Origin of the sequence: Burkholderia sp. BCC0506 (assembly GCF_902833145.1) — a bacterium.
Lineage (GTDB): Bacteria > Pseudomonadota > Gammaproteobacteria > Burkholderiales > Burkholderiaceae > Burkholderia.
Window position 1 is genome coordinate 151,643 of the sequence record NZ_CADFEN010000011.1, and the last position, 16,872, is coordinate 168,514.

Annotated in this window: 16 protein-coding genes; 15 read left to right on the plus strand and 1 reads right to left on the minus strand. The window is 60.6% G+C overall.

The window, feature by feature from the left end; translation table 11 throughout:
* Nucleotides 1-28: 28 nt before the first annotated feature.
* On the minus strand, nucleotides 29-559 hold the full coding sequence (locus HWX62_RS24380; protein ID WP_175931683.1) for a MarR family transcriptional regulator: 531 nt from the start codon (nucleotides 557-559) through the stop codon (nucleotides 29-31).
* Between the two features lie 761 nt (nucleotides 560-1,320).
* Here HWX62_RS24380 and cnbCb point away from each other — a divergent pair.
* The 15 genes from cnbCb (at nucleotide 1,321) to HWX62_RS24455 (ending at nucleotide 16,866) form a co-directional block, all read left to right on the plus strand.
* The gene (cnbCb, locus tag HWX62_RS24385; protein ID WP_034184936.1) at nucleotides 1,321-2,235 is read left to right on the plus strand and encodes a 2-aminophenol 1,6-dioxygenase subunit beta; all 915 of its coding nucleotides are present in this window, start codon (nucleotides 1,321-1,323) and stop codon (nucleotides 2,233-2,235) included.
* 51 nt (nucleotides 2,236-2,286) lie between these two features.
* Nucleotides 2,287-3,102 (plus strand): tRNA U-34 5-methylaminomethyl-2-thiouridine biosynthesis protein, encoded by an 816-nt coding sequence (locus HWX62_RS24390; protein WP_175931684.1) that lies wholly within the window; start codon nucleotides 2,287-2,289, stop codon nucleotides 3,100-3,102.
* Nucleotides 3,103-3,208: 106 nt separating this feature from the next.
* Complete coding sequence (locus tag HWX62_RS24395) at nucleotides 3,209-4,684, plus strand: 2-hydroxymuconic semialdehyde dehydrogenase (protein WP_175985244.1); 1,476 nt, start codon at nucleotides 3,209-3,211, stop codon at nucleotides 4,682-4,684.
* Nucleotides 4,677-5,462: a fumarylacetoacetate hydrolase family protein gene (locus HWX62_RS24400; RefSeq protein ID WP_175931686.1), complete on the plus strand. Its 786-nt coding sequence runs from the start codon at nucleotides 4,677-4,679 to the stop codon at nucleotides 5,460-5,462. Before HWX62_RS24395 ends, HWX62_RS24400 begins: the two co-directional genes overlap by 8 nt.
* Before the next feature lie 9 nt (nucleotides 5,463-5,471).
* Nucleotides 5,472-6,242 (plus strand): fumarylacetoacetate hydrolase family protein, encoded by a 771-nt coding sequence (locus HWX62_RS24405; RefSeq protein ID WP_175931687.1) that lies wholly within the window; start codon nucleotides 5,472-5,474, stop codon nucleotides 6,240-6,242.
* 5 nt (nucleotides 6,243-6,247) lie between these two features.
* The gene (locus HWX62_RS24410; protein WP_175931688.1) at nucleotides 6,248-6,679 is read left to right on the plus strand and encodes a RidA family protein; all 432 of its coding nucleotides are present in this window, start codon (nucleotides 6,248-6,250) and stop codon (nucleotides 6,677-6,679) included.
* Nucleotides 6,680-6,764: 85 nt separating this feature from the next.
* The gene (locus tag HWX62_RS24415; RefSeq protein ID WP_175931689.1) at nucleotides 6,765-7,706 is read left to right on the plus strand and encodes an acetaldehyde dehydrogenase (acetylating); all 942 of its coding nucleotides are present in this window, start codon (nucleotides 6,765-6,767) and stop codon (nucleotides 7,704-7,706) included.
* Nucleotides 7,707-7,716: 10 nt separating this feature from the next.
* Entirely contained in the window at nucleotides 7,717-8,754 is a 1,038-nt protein-coding gene (gene dmpG, locus HWX62_RS24420; protein WP_175931690.1) for a 4-hydroxy-2-oxovalerate aldolase, read from the plus strand.
* 27 nt (nucleotides 8,755-8,781) lie between these two features.
* Complete coding sequence (locus HWX62_RS24425) at nucleotides 8,782-11,097, plus strand: molybdopterin-dependent oxidoreductase (RefSeq protein WP_175931691.1); 2,316 nt, start codon at nucleotides 8,782-8,784, stop codon at nucleotides 11,095-11,097.
* Between the two features lie 65 nt (nucleotides 11,098-11,162).
* The gene (locus HWX62_RS24430) at nucleotides 11,163-11,378 is read left to right on the plus strand and encodes a 4-oxalocrotonate tautomerase (protein ID WP_175931692.1); all 216 of its coding nucleotides are present in this window, start codon (nucleotides 11,163-11,165) and stop codon (nucleotides 11,376-11,378) included.
* A 242-nt stretch (nucleotides 11,379-11,620) separates the two neighbouring features.
* Nucleotides 11,621-12,697 carry an AraC family transcriptional regulator gene (locus HWX62_RS24435; RefSeq protein WP_175931693.1) on the plus strand — a complete coding sequence of 359 codons (1,077 nt, stop codon included), beginning with the start codon at nucleotides 11,621-11,623 and terminating at the stop codon, nucleotides 12,695-12,697.
* A 58-nt stretch (nucleotides 12,698-12,755) separates the two neighbouring features.
* Nucleotides 12,756-13,622, plus strand: coding sequence for an arylamine N-acetyltransferase (locus HWX62_RS24440; protein WP_175931694.1), 867 nt, complete (start codon nucleotides 12,756-12,758; stop codon nucleotides 13,620-13,622).
* Between the two features lie 297 nt (nucleotides 13,623-13,919).
* Complete coding sequence (locus HWX62_RS24445; RefSeq protein ID WP_175931695.1) at nucleotides 13,920-14,324, plus strand: heme-binding protein; 405 nt, start codon at nucleotides 13,920-13,922, stop codon at nucleotides 14,322-14,324.
* Between the two features lie 118 nt (nucleotides 14,325-14,442).
* A complete protein-coding gene (locus HWX62_RS24450; protein WP_175931696.1) occupies nucleotides 14,443-15,057 on the plus strand; it encodes an NAD(P)H-dependent oxidoreductase in 615 nt (204 codons plus the stop codon).
* A gap of 372 nt (nucleotides 15,058-15,429) precedes the next feature.
* A complete protein-coding gene (locus HWX62_RS24455) occupies nucleotides 15,430-16,866 on the plus strand; it encodes a cytosine permease (RefSeq protein WP_175931697.1) in 1,437 nt (478 codons plus the stop codon).
* Nucleotides 16,867-16,872 lie beyond the last annotated feature (6 nt).

The following is a 16,872-nucleotide window of genomic DNA, read 5'->3' on the forward strand; positions in this document are numbered from 1 at the left end:
CGATTTCCGATGCGTGCAAGGACTGCGGTCACAAACCCGCTTCGGGCTCCGATTCGACGATCAGTTTCAGGCACTTCACAAAAAGCGGCCGGTATTCTTCCGGTAGTTTATCAAGCAGCTTTTTCTCGACTCCGGCGTCTCGCGGCAGCACACGGTTCAGCGTCTCGATGCCGTTCTTGGCGATGTGCAGGCGATAAGCTCGCTGGTCGTCTTCCGAAGGACTCCGTACGAGCATCTCGTTCGCGCAGAGCCTTTTCACCATCTCCGCGATCGTGTTTCGGTCCATGTGCAACTGATCGGCCAACTCGCTTTGCTTCAGACCGGGGTGTTGAGCAACCACCACGAGGGCGGCCTTTTGCCTCGGCGTCAACGATTCGGATGCGAACTCCCGGCTGAATATGTCTTCTGCAATGAAGTGTGCTCGCCTCAGCAGGTGAGAGGCCACCTCTTCCAGGCGGAAGTGATCCAGAGCATGTTGCGCTTCCTTTGACAGGCCGATCGAGCTGGAACCCGCCGACTTGTTCTTTGCGGGTTTGTCGTTCTTCTTGGGTGAAGGCATAGGAAAGAAGACAGTCAAATGAGAAAGAGGTCGTTCGGGTAATCGGGCTCCAGACGTGAGACGAAGTGAAAGGAACACGAATACGGTGAAAGGAAACAGTTGCCATTATCGATGGTTCGGCTGCGCGGTTCAACTGGCATGGGACCGCGATCGGGAGCCGGCGCACGACTGGTCACCGTGCATGGGAGGAGCCATTTCGGCTGCGCGCGGTTCGATGGCGGCGGTGTCGCTCATCGACACGTCGGCGGTTCTCCGCCGCTCGAGAACACGCCCATAACGTACGCACACGTATTATATTGAATAAATGACATGTTGCGGTGGTTCATTGTGGTGCGGCAAAAACGGCGATCATGTCCGTTGCTTCATCGTGGGACCCCTGGCGGGCTCGCACGGTGCGCGAAATGCCTTTTAAAAGTGCAGGAATCCCCGTGTTCTCATGAGCAGGCGCCACGGTTCTCGAACCGACTGGATTGATGGGCCGTCGGCAGGGTTTGTACCTACACCGTATGCAAATTTGAACCCTTGACACCATGGCGACACGGCTCCTATTATCGAATCAACAAAGTACGTATACGTACATTTGTGATTCGAGAGAAAGGCGCAGGTAGCGGAGAAGGTGCAAGACGGGTAAGCGGTTTTCAAACCATAAACCGGTCATGGACGAGCGTCCGATTTGAAGGGTGACGTCAACGGAAGAAGCCAAAGGGCGGCGGCCGTGATCAACATGAACGTTCCACTTCCAGAAAGGTAGGAGAGAAAGTATGGCCACCGGAGAAATTGTCAGCGGTTTGCTGGCCCCCCATCCTCCGCACATGCTCTATGCGGAGAACCCTCCTCAGAACGAACCCAAATCGTCAGGCGGCTGGGAGCAGCTGCGCTGGGCATACGAGCGGGCGCGCAAGAGTCTGGACGAGCTGAAGCCGGACGTATTGCTGGTTCACTCGCCGCACTGGATCACATCGGTGGGGCACCATTTTCTCGGCGTCGAGCATCTGTCGGGACGATCGGTCGATCCGATTTTTCCGAACCTGTTCCGCTTCGAATATTCGCTGAACGTCGACGTCGAGCTGGCAGAGGCGTGTTGCGAAGAGGGCCGAAAGCTGGGCCTCGAAACGAAGATGATGCGCAATCCGCGCTTCCGTGTGGACTATGGAACCATCACGACGCTCCACATGATCCGCCCCCAATGGGACATTCCGGTGGTCGGTATCTCGGCAAACAACACGCCTTACTACCTGAGCATGAAGGAAGGCTTGGCCGAGATGGATTTGCTGGGGCAGGCGACGCGTGAAGCGATCATCAAGTCGGGCAAGCGCGCGGTCCTGCTGGCGTCCAATACGCTGTCGCACTGGCACTTTCACCAAGAGCCGGTTCCGCCGGAAGACATGAGCCAGGAGCACCCGTTCAGCCACGCCGGCTATCAATGGGACATGCGGATGATCGACCTGATGCGTCGCGGGGAAATGAAGGAGGTGTTCCGCCTGCTGCCGCAATTCATCGACGAGGCGTTCGCTGAAGTCAAGTCCGGGGCGTTCACCTGGATGCATGCGGCGATGCAATATCCGGAACTGGCTGCGGAGTTGCATGGTTACGGCACCGTCATCGGCACGGGCAATGCCGTGATGGAGTGGAACCTCGTCAAAGCCGGTCTTGCGCACGAAGCTACGTTGTCCTGATGGCAGGCGCGCAAACGAGCTTCCCTGGTCCCTTTCTAGAGTGTGAACATCATGTCTATTGTTTCCGCGTTCATTGTTCCCGGTAGTCCGCTGCCCGAGCTTCGTTCCGACGTGCCGGGATGGCACCAATTCAAGCTGGCCATGCAACAGGCCGGCACTGCATTGAAAGCGTCCAAACCCGATGTCGTGCTGGTGTACTCGACGCAATGGTTTGCCGTGCTCGACGAGATCTGGCTGACCCGAAGGCGCAGCCAGGACGTACACGTCGACGAGAACTGGCACGAGTTCGGCGAGCTGCAGTACGACCTCTATAGCGACGTGGACCTCGCGACGCTGTGCATTCAGTCTTGCCAGAGCCAGGGTATCAACGCACGCGGCGCGGATTACCAGAACTTCCCGATCGACACGGGCACGATCGTCGCCAGCAGCGGCCTGGGGATCGGAGGGGAGGATCTGCCGCTGGTGGTGGCGTCCAACAATCTCTACGACAACGGCGAGGCGACGGCAAAGCTGGCGTCTATCGCGGTCTCCAGCGCGCAGCAGCAGGGGAAGAAGGTCGCCGTCGTGGGTGTGGGAGGACTGTCCGGAAGCGTTTTCACGAAGGACATTGATCCCAGTACCGATCACATCGTCAAGCCGGAGGAAGACGAGTGGAACCGGCGGATGCTGGCGCTGTTTGAAGCAGGCGATGCCGACTCGATTCGCGAACTGTTCCCCGCCTACGCCAAAGGCGCGCGTGTCGACATGGGCGGCAAGCACTTCAGCTGGGTGCTCGGTGCGCTCGGCGGCACTTTCGCGGGCGCCAAGGTTCACCACTACGGCCCGCTGTATGGGAGCGGTGCTGCGGTCATTGAATTCCGGATCTAATGCCGGGGCCGAACGGGGCTGCCCGTTCGGCCCCGTCCGAACCCGAAGCTAAACAGTTCGACATGCGCGGCGAAAGTCGCGAGTCGGCGTAATCAAGGTAAAACGGATGAAGCACTATCGAAATTTTGTAGATGGCCGATGGGTCGAAAGCACGCGTACGTTCGAAGATATCAGCCCTGTCGACGGTTCTCTGGTTGCGATAGTCCATGAGGCAAGCCGGGATCTGGTGGATCAGGCGGTCAAGGCCGGGCACCGGGCAGTCGCGGGCGAGTGGGGGCGCACCGGAACGGCGGAGCGGGTCGCCATGCTGCGCCGTATCGCCGACGAGATGGAACGCCGCCAGGACGATTTCCTTGCCGCCGAGATGGCGGATACCGGCAAGCCCCTTGCGATGGCGTCGAGCATCGATATCCCGCGGGGCATCGCAAACTTTCGCGCGTTCGCCGATATGCTCGCCACCGCGCCGCTCGACAGCCATCGGCTGGATCTCGCCGACGGCGGCTACGCGCTCAACTACGCTGCCCGCAAGCCACTGGGCGTCGTGGGCGTGATTTCCCCATGGAACCTGCCGCTGCTGTTGCTGACCTGGAAGGTCGCGCCGGCGCTGGCATGCGGTAACGCGGTCGTGGTGAAGCCTTCCGAGGAAACGCCGGGTAGCGCGACGTTGCTCGCCGAGGTCATGGAAGCCGCCGGCGTACCGCCCGGCGTGTTCAACCTGGTCCACGGTTTCGGGCCGGACTCCGCCGGCGAATTCATCTCGCGTCATGAGGACATCAGCGCCATCACGTTTACCGGGGAGTCGCGCACGGGTACGACGATCATGCGTGCAGCGGCAGAGGGGGTGAAGCCGGTCTCATTCGAGCTTGGCGGCAAGAATGCGGCGATCATTTTCGCCGACTGCGATTTCGACAAGATGCTCGACGGCATGATGCGTGCGCTATTCCTCAATAGCGGCCAGGTGTGCCTGTGTTCGGAACGCGTGTATGTCGAGCGGCCGCTCTTCGATCGATTCTGCGCGGCGTTGGTCGAGCGGATCAAAGCGATGAAGATCGACTGGCCCAACGACCCGAATACGCACATGGGGCCGCTCATTTCGGCCAAGCATCGCGACAAGGTGATGAGCTACTTCGGCCTGGCGCGCGACGAAGGGGCGACCTTCCTGACCGGCGGCAAAGCGCTGCGTTTCGGCGATGAGCGTGACGACGGCGCGTGGGTGGAGCCGACGGTGATCACCGGCCTGCCGGACGATGCGCGATCGGTGCGCGAGGAAATCTTCGGGCCGATCTGCCATGTTGCACCGTTCGACAGCGAGCGCGAAGTGATCGCCCGCGCCAACGATACGCGGTACGGCCTGGCCGCGACGATCTGGACGTCGAACCTGAGCCGTGCGCATCGCGTGAGCGAGTCGATGCGTGTGGGTATCAGCTGGGTCAATACCTGGTTCCTGCGCGACCTGCGCACGCCGTTTGGCGGGGCGGGCCTGTCCGGTATCGGACGCGAGGGCGGGATGCATTCGCTCAATTTCTATTCGGAGCTGACCAACGTTTGCGTGCGCGTTGACGAGGAGATCGAGCATGTCTGAACGAGTCCAACACGTGGCCGACCTGCTCGACCGGGCGGCCAGAACGGGGCAGCCGATTGCGCCGGTGCGTGAGCACTTCACCGGTGGCGTCGCCGAGGCGTACGCGGCACAAGACCTGAATACGCAGCGTCAGGTACGCGAAGGGCGCCGTGTGACCGGCCGCAAGATCGGACTGACTTCGCTCGCCGTGCAGAAGCAACTGGGCGTCGATCAGCCCGACTTCGGAACGCTGTTCGACTCGATGGCGGTCAACGACAACGAGGAGATGGCCTGGTCTCGGCTGATGCAGCCGAAGTGCGAGGCCGAGGTGGCGCTGGTGCTCGAGCGCGACCTCGACGGCCAACACATCGTCATGACCGATCTCCTGGCGGCGACCGCTTACGTGCTGCCCGCCATCGAAGTGGTCGGAAGCCGCATCGCGAACTGGGACATCAATATTCTCGACACCATTGCGGACAATGCATCCGCGGGCCTCTACGTGCTGGGGCAGCGTCCGGTCAAGCTTGCCGATCTGGACCTGCGGCTGGCCGGCATGATCATGGAGCGCAAGGGGGACGCCGTGTCGCTCGGCGTGGGTGCCGCGTGTCTCGGTCATCCGCTGAACGCAGCGCTCTGGCTTGCGCGGACCCTCGTCGACATGGGGACGCCGCTACGCGCCGGCGACGTGGTGCTGACCGGCGCCCTCGGGCCGCTTGTCACGGTTTCCCCCGGCGACGTCATCGAGGCGCGCATCCAGGGTCTCGGTAGCGTACGTGCGCGCTTTGCCGAGGCCGGTTGAGGAGATTTCATGAAAATTCAACGTATTGCCAAGCGTCTCGACGATGCTGCAGTGAGCGGGCAGGCCACGCCGCAATTGACCGGTGACGATGCCGTGACGCTTGAAGAAGCCTATGCCGTGCAGCGGGCGCTGGTAGGCCATCGTCTGGCGCGTGGGGCGCACCAGATCGGCATGAAGATGGGTTTCACGAGCCGGGCCAAGATGGCGCAGATGGGCGTCTCCGATCTGATTTGGGGCCGGCTCACATCCGACATGTGGGTCGAGGAAGGCGGCAGCATCGCACTGTCGGACTACGTTCATCCGCGAGTCGAGCCGGAAGTGTGCTTTCTGCTGGGCAAGCGGCTCGAAGGCAAGGTTACGCCGCTGCAGGCTCTCGCTGCAGTAGAGGCGGTGGCGCCCGCGCTCGAAGTGATCGATTCGCGCTACCGCGACTTCAAGTTCTCACTGCCCGATGTCGTGGCCGACAACGCTTCGTCGTCCGGCTTCGTGGTGGGTCAGTGGCACGCACGGGACACCGATGTGGGCAATCTGGGGCTGGTGATGTCCTTCGATGGTCGCCCCGTGGAAATGGGGACTACTGCTGCCATCCTCGGCGCGCCGATTCGTGGATTGGTCGCTGCCGCGCGTCTGGCGGCGCAGCAAGGCGAGGCGCTCGAAGCAGGAAGTCTCGTTCTGGCAGGGGCGGCAACTGCAGCTGTCGCGTTGCGCCCAGGCGTGGCGGTGAGCTGCGAGTTTCAGAACCTGGGCAAGGTGGTGTTCAACGTCCGGCGCGAGGAGTGAATCGTATGACAGAGACAGTCCAAAAGCACGCGGCGGTCGTGGAGGGCAAAGCCCGGCCCCTCGGGGCGTACCCGCACATCAAGCGTGCAGGGGATTTCCTGTTCGTATCGGGCACGAGCTCCCGGCGCGCCGACAACACCATTGCCGGCGCGGAACTCGATGCGTCGGGCAGGGCACGACCGGATATCGAGGTACAGACGCGAGAGGTCATCCAGAACATTCGCGACATCCTCCGCAGCGCCGGCGCCGACCTGAAGGATGTGGTCGAAGCGTGCAGCTATCTGGTCAACATGAACGACTTCCCCCTGTACAACCAGGTCTACTCGGAATTCTTCGATGTGGACGGGCCGACGCGCACGACCGTGGCCGTGCATCAGCTGCCGCATCCTCATCTCGTCATCGAAATGAAGGTCGTGGCATACAAGCCAATCAGTTGAAGTGAAGGGGGGACTCCACGACGTTCGCGGCGGCCGGCATGGCGCCGCGCCCGTGGTACTTCCCACAAGCGAAAGGAAGAATATCGTGTCAGCGAATCGCGTACTAGCGGCGATCATCGGGTCGGGCAACATCGGCACCGACTTGATGATCAAGATCCTGCGTCATGGCAAGTCCCTGAAAATGGGCGCCATGGTCGGCATCGATCCACAATCGGACGGCCTGGCGCGCGCTGCGCGTCTCGATGTACCGGTGACGGCCGGCGGCATCGACGGCCTCCTCGCGATGCCAAATTTCAGCGACATCCGCATCGTGTTCGACGCGACGTCGGCAGGTGCGCACAAGCGTCACAACGAACTGCTGCAAGCAAAGGGCGTCCAGGTGATCGACCTCACGCCGGCTGCGATCGGCCCGTACGTGATTCCGGCGATCAATATCGACGAGCATCTCGATTCGCCGAACATCAACATGGTGACGTGCGGCGGGCAGGCCACCATTCCGATGGTGAAGGCCGTTTCGCGCGTGGCGAAGGTGCATTACGGCGAAATCATTGCATCGATCTCGAGCAAGTCGGCCGGCCCCGGCACGCGGGCTAACATCGACGAGTTCACCGAGACCACGTCGAAGGCGATCGAGGTGATCGGGGGCGCCGCGCGCGGCAAGGCCATCATCATCCTCAACCCGGCCGAGCCGCCGCTCATCATGCGCGACACCGTGTTCACGCTATCGGAAATGGCGGATACGAAGGCTATCGAGAAAAGCATCGCCGAGATGGTGGAATCCGTGCAGGGCTATGTGCCCGGATACCGGCTGAAGCAGCGTGTCCAGTTCGAGGAAATCTCCGCGGCGAACCCGTTGAACGTGCCGGGCCTCGGAAAGCTGTCGGGCTTGAAGACCACGGTCTTTCTGGAAGTCGAAGGCGCTGCGCACTACCTTCCTGCTTATGCGGGCAATCTCGACATCATGACCTCCGCCGCGCTTGCGTGTGCCGAGCGTTTCGCGCAGACGCGCCTGGTAGAAGCCACCTGAGGACCGCATCATGAGCAAGAAGCTTTACATTTCCGACGTCACGCTGCGTGACGGCAGCCATGCCGTGCGTCATCAGTACAGCATCAAGAGCGTTCGCGAGATCGCGCAGGCGCTGGATGATGCGCGGGTGGACAGTCTGGAAGTCGCCCACGGCGACGGCTTGTCCGGTTCCAGTTTCAACTACGGCTTTGGCGCACATACCGACGTCGAGTGGATCGAAGCCGTGGCCGATACGGTCCAGCACGCGAAGGTCGCGACGTTGCTGATTCCCGGTGTCGGCACTGTGCACGACTTGCGCAATGCCTATGACGCCGGCGCTCGCGTGGTACGCGTCGCCACGCACTGCACCGAAGCCGACGTCTCGAAGCAGCACATCGAATTTGCCCGCAATCTGGGGATGGACGCTGTCGGGTTCCTGATGATGAGCCACATGAACACACCGCAAAAGCTCGCGGAGCAGGCGAAGCTCATGGAGAGCTATGGCGCGTCGTGCGTGTATGTGGTCGATTCGGGCGGCGCATTGAGCATGAACGACGTACGCGATCGCTTCCGCGCGTTCAAGGATGTGCTGAAGCCGGAAACGCAAACCGGCATACATGCCCACCACAATCTCAGTCTGGGTGTAGCAAACTCCATCGTTGCCGTGGAGGAGGGGTGCGACCGTATCGATGCCAGCCTGGCGGGAATGGGCGCCGGTGCAGGGAATGCACCACTGGAGGTCTTCATCGCCGCGGCAGAACGGATGGGCTGGAACCACGGTTGCGATCTGTACAAGCTCATGGACGCCGCGGACGACATCGTCCGTCCGTTGCAAGACCGGCCGGTGCGCGTCGATCGCGAAACGCTCGCGTTGGGCTATGCCGGCGTGTACTCGAGCTTTCTGCGCCACGCGGAAGCTGCCGCAGCCCGATACGATCTGAAGACGGTGGACATTCTCGTCGAGCTCGGGCGCCGTAAGATGGTCGGCGGCCAGGAAGACATGATCGTCGACGTCGCGCTCGATCTTCAGAATGCGCGATCCAGTTCAGCGGCCGCGGCCGATCGCTGACCCAGCCTTACTCTCGGAACCCGGAAAATGAGCGATTCGAAGTGGATTCAGACTGCGTCGCACTGGGGCGTCTATGACGTTCACCTGAAGGACGGTGAAATCTCGGGCGTGACTGCGTTCAATGAGGATCCGGGCCCACCTGCTCTGATTCAGGCACTGCCGCAGATGGTGCGCAGCCCGCTGCGCATCGATCAGCCATACGTTCGCGCCGGGTATTTGAAGAGCCGGGAGGGGTCTCGAGCGGGGCGCGGCGCGGAACCATTCGTTCCGGTCACGTGGGACGTCGCAATGGATCTGGTCGAAGACGGGCTGCGCAGAGTCAAGTCCGAGTTCGGCAATGAAGCGATATATGGCGGCTCCTATGGTTGGGCTAGTGCAGGGCGGCTGCACCATTCCCCCAGCGTTCTGAAGCGATTCCTGGGGCTGTTCGGCGGCTACGTCGACAAACGGGGCAATCACAGCTTTGGCGCGGCGATGCACATCGCGCCGTATGTGATCGGTTCGTCCGACGTCACGTCGATGGCTGTCCCATGGGTGCACATTGCCGAACATACCGAACTCGTCGTCATGTTCGGTGGCGCCCACGTCAAGAACATGCAGATCGACGCAGGAGGTGCCGCGGTCCATGAGGCCGAGCAGTGGATCGCGCGCATCGCGCGCTCGAACGTCGAGTTCGTCAACATCAGCCCGGCCCGCGACAACGTGTCCGAACCGCTGAAGGCAGACTGGCTCCCGATCGTTCCGAACACCGATACGGCGATGATGCTGGGGCTTGCGCATGTGCTGGTGAGCGAGAACCTGCATGACAAGCGATTCCTCGACGTCTACTGCGAGGGATTCGAGCCGTTCAGGCGTTATCTGCTTGGGGAAACCGACGGCGTGCCGAAGGATGCGGCATGGGCCTCGCGCATCTGCGGCGTGGCCGCGGACACGATTCGCGATCTTGCTCGCAGGATGGCGGCGCATAAAACGCTGATTGCGACAGCCTGGTCGGTCCAGCGCGCCGATCACGGCGAGCAGCCGGTATGGATGACGATCGCTCTGGCCAGTCTGCTCGGGCAGATCGGCGAGCCGGGTTGCGGATTCAGTTTCGGTATTGGCGCCGTTGCGGGGATTGCCGTCCGCCGGCCTCGCGACATTCCGCGTCCGACCTTTCCTCTTGGCCCCAATCCCGTGCGCGCTTACGTACCGGTCGGACGCGTGGCGGACATGCTGCTCGAGCCGGGCTCCGAGCTCGAATACGACGGGTCGACGATCCGGATGCCCGATATCAAGCTGATCTATTCGGTTGGCGGCAACCCGTTCCATCACAACACGAATCTCAACCGGTTCGTGCGAGCGTGGCGCCGGCCGGATTTCGTGGTCGTGCATGAACCGTGGTGGAGCCCGCCGGCCAGATATGCCGATGTCGTGTTGCCGGCGACGACGACCATGGAGCGCAACGACATCCTTGCGACGGAATTGCAGCGTCACTGGATCGCGATGCATCAGGTGATTCCGCCCGTGGCACAGTCGCGGAACGATTTCGATGTATTTGCGGAGCTGTCGGAACGGATGGGCTTCGGGAACGCTTATACCGAAGGACGTAACGAGATGGAGTGGCTGCGCCATATGTATGCTCAAGCTTGCGAACGCGCGATCGGCTTGGGATATGCGCCGCCGGATTTCGATTCGTTCTGGGAGCAAGGGTCGTATGAATTCCCATCCAGCGACGAGTATCTGGAGCCGGCGCTGTTGGCGGATTTCCGCGCCGATCCCGCGGCACATCGCCTCAAGACGCCCTCTGGAAAGATCGAACTCTTTTCGCAGCGGATAGCGGAGTACGGGTATGACGATTGCCCACCGCATCCGACTTGGCTGGAACCGGCTGAATGGCTCGGTGGCGAAAAGGCGGCAAGATTTCCGCTGCATCTGCTATCGAATCAGCCCGCCGGCAAGCTGCACAGCCAGCTCGATCCGAGCCCGGTCAGTGTTCAGTTCAAGCGCAATGGCAGAGAGGTGTTGAATCTCTCGCCGCGGGACGCCGCCGAGCGCGGTATCGAAGACGGCGATATCGTCCGCGTCTATAACGATCGCGGGGCATTTCTCGCATCGGCGCGGGTGAGCGGGGATTTGATGAACGGCGTCGCACAGATTCCGACAGGCGCATGGTTCGACCCTGAAGACCCCGGCGCCGATTGCTCTCTCGAGAAGCACGGCAATCCCAACGTAGTGACGCTCGACAAGGGGACATCCCGGTTGGGGCAGGGATCGGTCGCGCAAACGGTGCTGATCGAGGTCGAGAAGTTCGCGCAGCCGCCGCGCGTCACGGCGTTCGACCTTCCCGTGTTTTCCTCGGAGTAAGCGCCGGAACGTCGTTCCGGCCGCCGCGCAGGCAACTCGAAAACCATCGAATCAAGGAGAGGACCGTGCCTTTGATACAGGTCATGCTCGTCGACGGTCGGACGACGGCAGAGAAAACAGCGTTGATCGCCGGTTTGACCGAAGCAGCTGTGACTGCGCTGGGTGCACCGAGAGAGTCGGTACGGGTCATCCTGCAAGAGGTGCCGCCCGCACACTGGGGCGTGGGCGGTGTACCGAAGTCTTCAGTCGCCGCCGCCTCGCCACCAGGCAAGGGCGCATAGCGTCGACCTGATTCCGAAAGCGGATGCGGAACGGCGCTTCGAGGGTTTCCGATAGTCTTGACACTGAAATTTGCGGTGATTAAATTCAAAGAAAAATGCGACGTACACGTACTTAGTCGGGCGTACCTATGCATGCTTTGATGTGGTTGTGACGGTCGGGAACTGCATTCTCTGAGCGACATCCGGGCCGGGGAGTCTCTGGAAGCGGTGCTCCCGTCCGTCCCCGGGAAGCTGAGGATGTCATGAACACTTATCCGAGTTTGTACAACGGCACGCGGGACGCCTTCGAGCATTTTGGCGTTCACTTCGAAGGCAGGATGAATCGAGAAAGCGTGATCGACCTGGTAGGGCAAGCAATCAAGCCGCACGAGATGTCGGTTGCCGGAGGTCGCGGCGAAATCGACGCAGCGCTGCGCTCACTCAAGATCGGTAGTTTGCGCGTCTTCTATCTGCAGTACGGAGCGGAAGTCCAGGTTGACTGTGACGAGCTGGAAAGCTTCACGCTGGTTCAGATGCCCGTTCGCGGCACCTCGCTCTACTCGGTCGGAAAGCAGCTGGTGTCGGGCAGTCCCGATGTTGCTGCCATCCTGTCGCCTCAAGAGGCGATACGGCTGCAATTTTCGGCCGAGTTGGAACAAATCGTTGTCCGTATAGAACAGAAGGCGCTGGAGCGCGCGTGCATGGAGCATATCGAATCGCTTCCCAGGCAAGGTTTGCGCTTTCAACCGAAATTGTGTCTTTTCGGGCCAGCCGGCCAGGCGTGGCTGGCTACGCTGTCTTACATTCTTCAGGTCAGTGCGGCGTGTCCCGACTTGCTCGCGCGCCCCGCCTATTGCGAACGCTGGGAACGTCTGCTGATCGATACGCTGTTGCTCGCGCAACCCAGCAACTGGTCGGAAAACCTGAATGACATGTGCGACCGCAGGACGGTCAGGCCGGCCTACGTGAAGCGCGCCGAGGACTATATGCGGGCGCATCTCACTGAGGCGACCTCGGTGGAGCAGATTGCCCGTGCCGTCGGAGTGAGTCCGAGGGCGCTTTTTTATGCGTTCCGCCAGACGCACGGTCAGTCGCCGATGTCGTTTTTGCGTGACCTGCGCCTGAAGGCCGTTCACGCGGAACTCACCGCGGGCGATCCGGCGACGACGCGTCTGACGGAAGTGGCGTTGCGTTGGGGTTTCGAACATTACGGTCACTTCACGTCGCACTATCGCCGTCGATTCGGTGTACGCCCTCAGGATACGCTGAAGGACGTGGGGCGCTTTGGGCCTGCGGCGCACGATGGTCGGATCGAACAGATCGAGGCTTTCGCAGGCTAGCGAGGGCATGCTTGCGACGCGTACGAGAACCGGTTTTTCAAGTGACATGGAGCAAGCAATGACCGAACCGCACGAGGCGCCCGATCTCGCCGGATACTTCAAGCGTATCGGCTATCAATCGGCCGAGCCGCCGTCGGGACCTACCCTCGACACGTTGTGTTCACTGCACCGGTTGCATCCCGAGGCAATCCCTTTCGAAAATCTCGACGTATTGCTCGGCCGACCGGTGCGAATCGACCTCGCATCGATCCAACGGAAGCTGGTGCAAGCCGGTCGGGGTGGTTACTGCTTCGAGCACAATCTGCTGTTTCGGCACGTGCTCGAACTGCTGGGTTATACAGTCCGAAGCTACGCCGCGCGTGTGCTTTGGGGCCATGACGCATCACTCGGCATGCCGCCGCGTACGCACATGATCCTGGTTGTCGAGGTCGACGGGGAGCGCTATCTGACCGATGTCGGCTTCGGCGGGATGACGCTGTCCGCCCCGCTCTTGCTGCAGACGAATCTCGAACAGACGACACCGCACGGCGTATTCCGGATTCAGGATTCGCCCTTTGAAGTCGGCGCCGATCGTGCAGGCCTACCGGCCTTCGTGCTGCAGGTCCAGCTCGAGGATCAGTGGAAGTCGGTGTACCGCTTCGATTTCGACCCGCAGTACCCGGTCGACTACGATATGTCGAATCACTTCGTGTCGACATATCCGAGCTCGGTGTTCGTGAGCAACCTGCTTGGCGCGCGCCTTGCACCGGGCAGGCGTATCGGACTTTTCAACCGCACGCTGCATATTCACGATCAGCAAACCGGAACGCACAAGCGGGAGCTGTCGGATGTGCAGGAACTGCGCAGCGTCCTTCATGGTGAATTGGGCATCACTTTGCCCGAGGAGTCCGCCGCACTCGACGCGGCGCTCGCACGCCTTCCGTGAAGGGGCGGTAACGCGACACACCATCTCGGCCAGTACGGCCGCGCCGCGAGTGCATCGTGCGCCCCGCTGGCGCGGTAAGGCCGTCAATACCCAACCAGTTGTTACTGGTAACGCGGGCTACTGAATCTCTCTTTCGCTCACGGGATTTATGTTGCCGAAACCGGATGGCGGCGCGATTTGTGTCGCCAGACGATAGGTTCAAGCGGGTCCCGTGTTCGACGCCATTTTCGCGCCTACCCACCCCATACCGTTCCACGGCGTGGTACCGCGCGCTGAAACATCTGGAGAGAAACGAAGGTGCAAAGAAAGTCTGTTTTGACCGTCGCAGAGGTTGAACGAATCATGGATGCGGCACATGCCGAGGCCGAATCGAACCAATGGCCGGTAGCGATCGCCGTGGTCGATGACGGTGGTCATCTGCTTGGCTTGCTTCGGCTCGACGACTGCGCGCCGATCGCCGCCGAAATGGCCATTGGCAAAGCACGTACGTCGGCGCTCGGACGCCGCGAGTCGCGGATGTACGAGGAAATGATCAACGCCGGCAGAACGGCATTTGTCAGCGCGCCTCTCGTCGCGACGCTGGAGGGTGGCGTGCCGGTCGTTGTCGACGGGCAGGTGGTCGGCGCCATTGGTGTCTCGGGTGTCAAGCCTAGTGAAGACGCCCGGATTGCGAAGGCGGGAGCGAATACGCTCGGCCATTGATGCAGGTTGTCGGTATCACCGTGGTACCGGCTGCCAGCGAACAGGCGAAGCCCGCCGCGTGTTTCGCCTTCAATCGCGGTGGGCCTGAACGCCGATTTGATTCAGCATGGATTGACTGATGAACGCTACAAATTTGCTTCTGCTTGATTGCAGCCCGCGGAACGACAACTCGACAAGCCGGTACTTCACCGAGCATTTGTTGCCAACGTTGATGGCCCGCACCGAACGAAACATTCAGGTGACACGGCGCAAGATCGGCACTGAGCCGCTGCCGCCTCTTACAGCCGAATATGCCGAATCCCTGCTTTTACCTGCCGCGGAGGCAAGAGAGCGGTATGGCGCGGCGCTTGCTGTTTCCGATCAACTGATACAGGAGCTCGACGCAGCGGACGTACTGTGGATCTCGACCCCCGTGCATAACTTCACGGTGCCAGCTGCACTCAAGACCTGGATCGACCTTGTCGTTCGCCGCGACGTAACGTTCGTGGCAACGGAAAAAGGCAAGGTGGGCTTGTTGCGCGATCGTCCTACGTATATTGCGGTTACATCCGGCGGCGCGATGTTTCACGAGCCGCCTCGCCAGCCGGATTTCTTTCGTCCTTACCTGACCACCGTGTTGGGCGTCATTGGTATCAAAGACATTACCTTCGTGCATGCCACCGGCCTTGCTTTTGTTGAAGAGCCGCTTGCTGTGCTCGAAGAAAAAGCAGCGCAATGGACTATCCGCGATTGAAGCAACCGTGATCGCATCGATGCGAGACGACGACCATGTCGACACCGCGGTTTGTGGGTCGGCACCGGGCGATGCTTTGCGATTGAAAGGCGGGACGTATTGCATGCTGAACGCTGTTGTAATGGGTAGGAATACGAAGGATATAAGTATTTAGCGGGGTCCATTTCTGCCTAGTTGAGCGACAGAGGCAGCCGATATGAGCATGATGGATTTGCCGTTTAACGTCGTTTGATCCGAATTGTGGTTTCCCCTATAGACAGCATTAAATCGGCCGACTACTTTCCATATAGTACGTACACGTACATATATATTGGATGTGACGTTCGAGCCATCGGGCCAGCGAGTGACTAGCGGTATCAACAGGAGCGAGAAATGAAGGAAGAAAGTTTGAGCGTGAAGATGGAGGATCACGCACTGGAACCCGTGCCGGACGATGCTCGGCAAGGATGGTTGTCTTTGACCTGGAGTACGGCTGGCATCGTCGTATCCCTGGTTCAACTATTTTTCGGTGCGTTGGTTACGTTCGTGGCCGGTATCAAGATCGGCTTGCTTGCCGGGGTCGTTGTGACCATTGTCGGCGCGCTGCTTGGCTGGGCATGCGGCCATGTCGCGTATCGATCGGGTCTGTCCAGCACCGTCATGTCCCGTTACTTCGGGTTCGGTCGCAGAGGGTCGATCGTCTCTTCGCTGATTTTTGCGTTCATGATCATCGGGTTTCTAGCGCTCGAGAATGCGCTGTTGTACAAGGGCTTCATCTTTTATCTGGGGATCGCGGATACGCTCACTGCCCGAATCGTCATTTATGGCTTGATGACGATCCTCTGGGTGTTCCTCACGGCATATGGATTCAAGCTCGTTGCCCGTGTCTCGTCGATCGCTCTGATTCTGTCGCTGATCGTGCTGGCCTACATCATGGAAGTGGTCATTTCCAGCAGTCCGCATACTGCAGCCGACCTGTTTTCGTTTGGATCGCAATTTCCGGTCGATACGCTCAAGGCGATGGGTGCAGGCAGCGACATGCACAAGTTCATCTTCGCCGTGAACGTCCTGATCGGGTCCGCGGGCGCGCTTGCATTGTTCGACGCCGATCTCGGTCGGTATGCTCGCCGCTCGCGAGATATTGGAATCGCCGCGTTGCTGGGTAATCTGTCAATGGATGTGCTGATGCTCGTGCTCGGCGGTGTGATCATGTACGCGGGTATCCCTTCGCTCGTGGATTTCTACATGCATACGGCCGGTATGACGCGGGAGGCCGCGATGCACGCGTCGCTGCAAAGCCCGGACAGCATTACCGCCGCATTCGTGGTCTTCGGTGGTGTGATGGGGGCTTTGCTGATGGTCCTTGCACAGGGCAAGACGCAGGTGCTGAACACGTACAGCGCGTCCTTGTCGCTTTCCAATCTTTTCGACGCACTCAACTTCCGTCCCGGCCGACTGACGTTCGTGGTTCTTGCCAACATCGTTGGATTGCTGATGCTCTACGGGCAAATTCTTGCGCTGGTCAATTCCTGGATCACGATCCTCGGGGTGCTGACGACGGCGTTTGCGGGCATTGTCGTCGCTGACTTTTTCATCGTCAGGCGTGTCTCGAAGGAAGAGCTGGATTTGAAGGCGCCGGCGGAGAATGTCAATTGGGCTGGGGTCGTCACGCTGATCGTTGCGGTGATCACCTCGCACTATCTGCTCGCACAGATCATTCCCGTGGAAGCAATCACGACCGTTGTGATTTGCATCGTGGTTTATCCCGCATTGCGCCTGACGGTTCTCAAGCCGAACCGGGCGGGGCGCCCAGCAGCAGCGATGCTCTGACCGGCA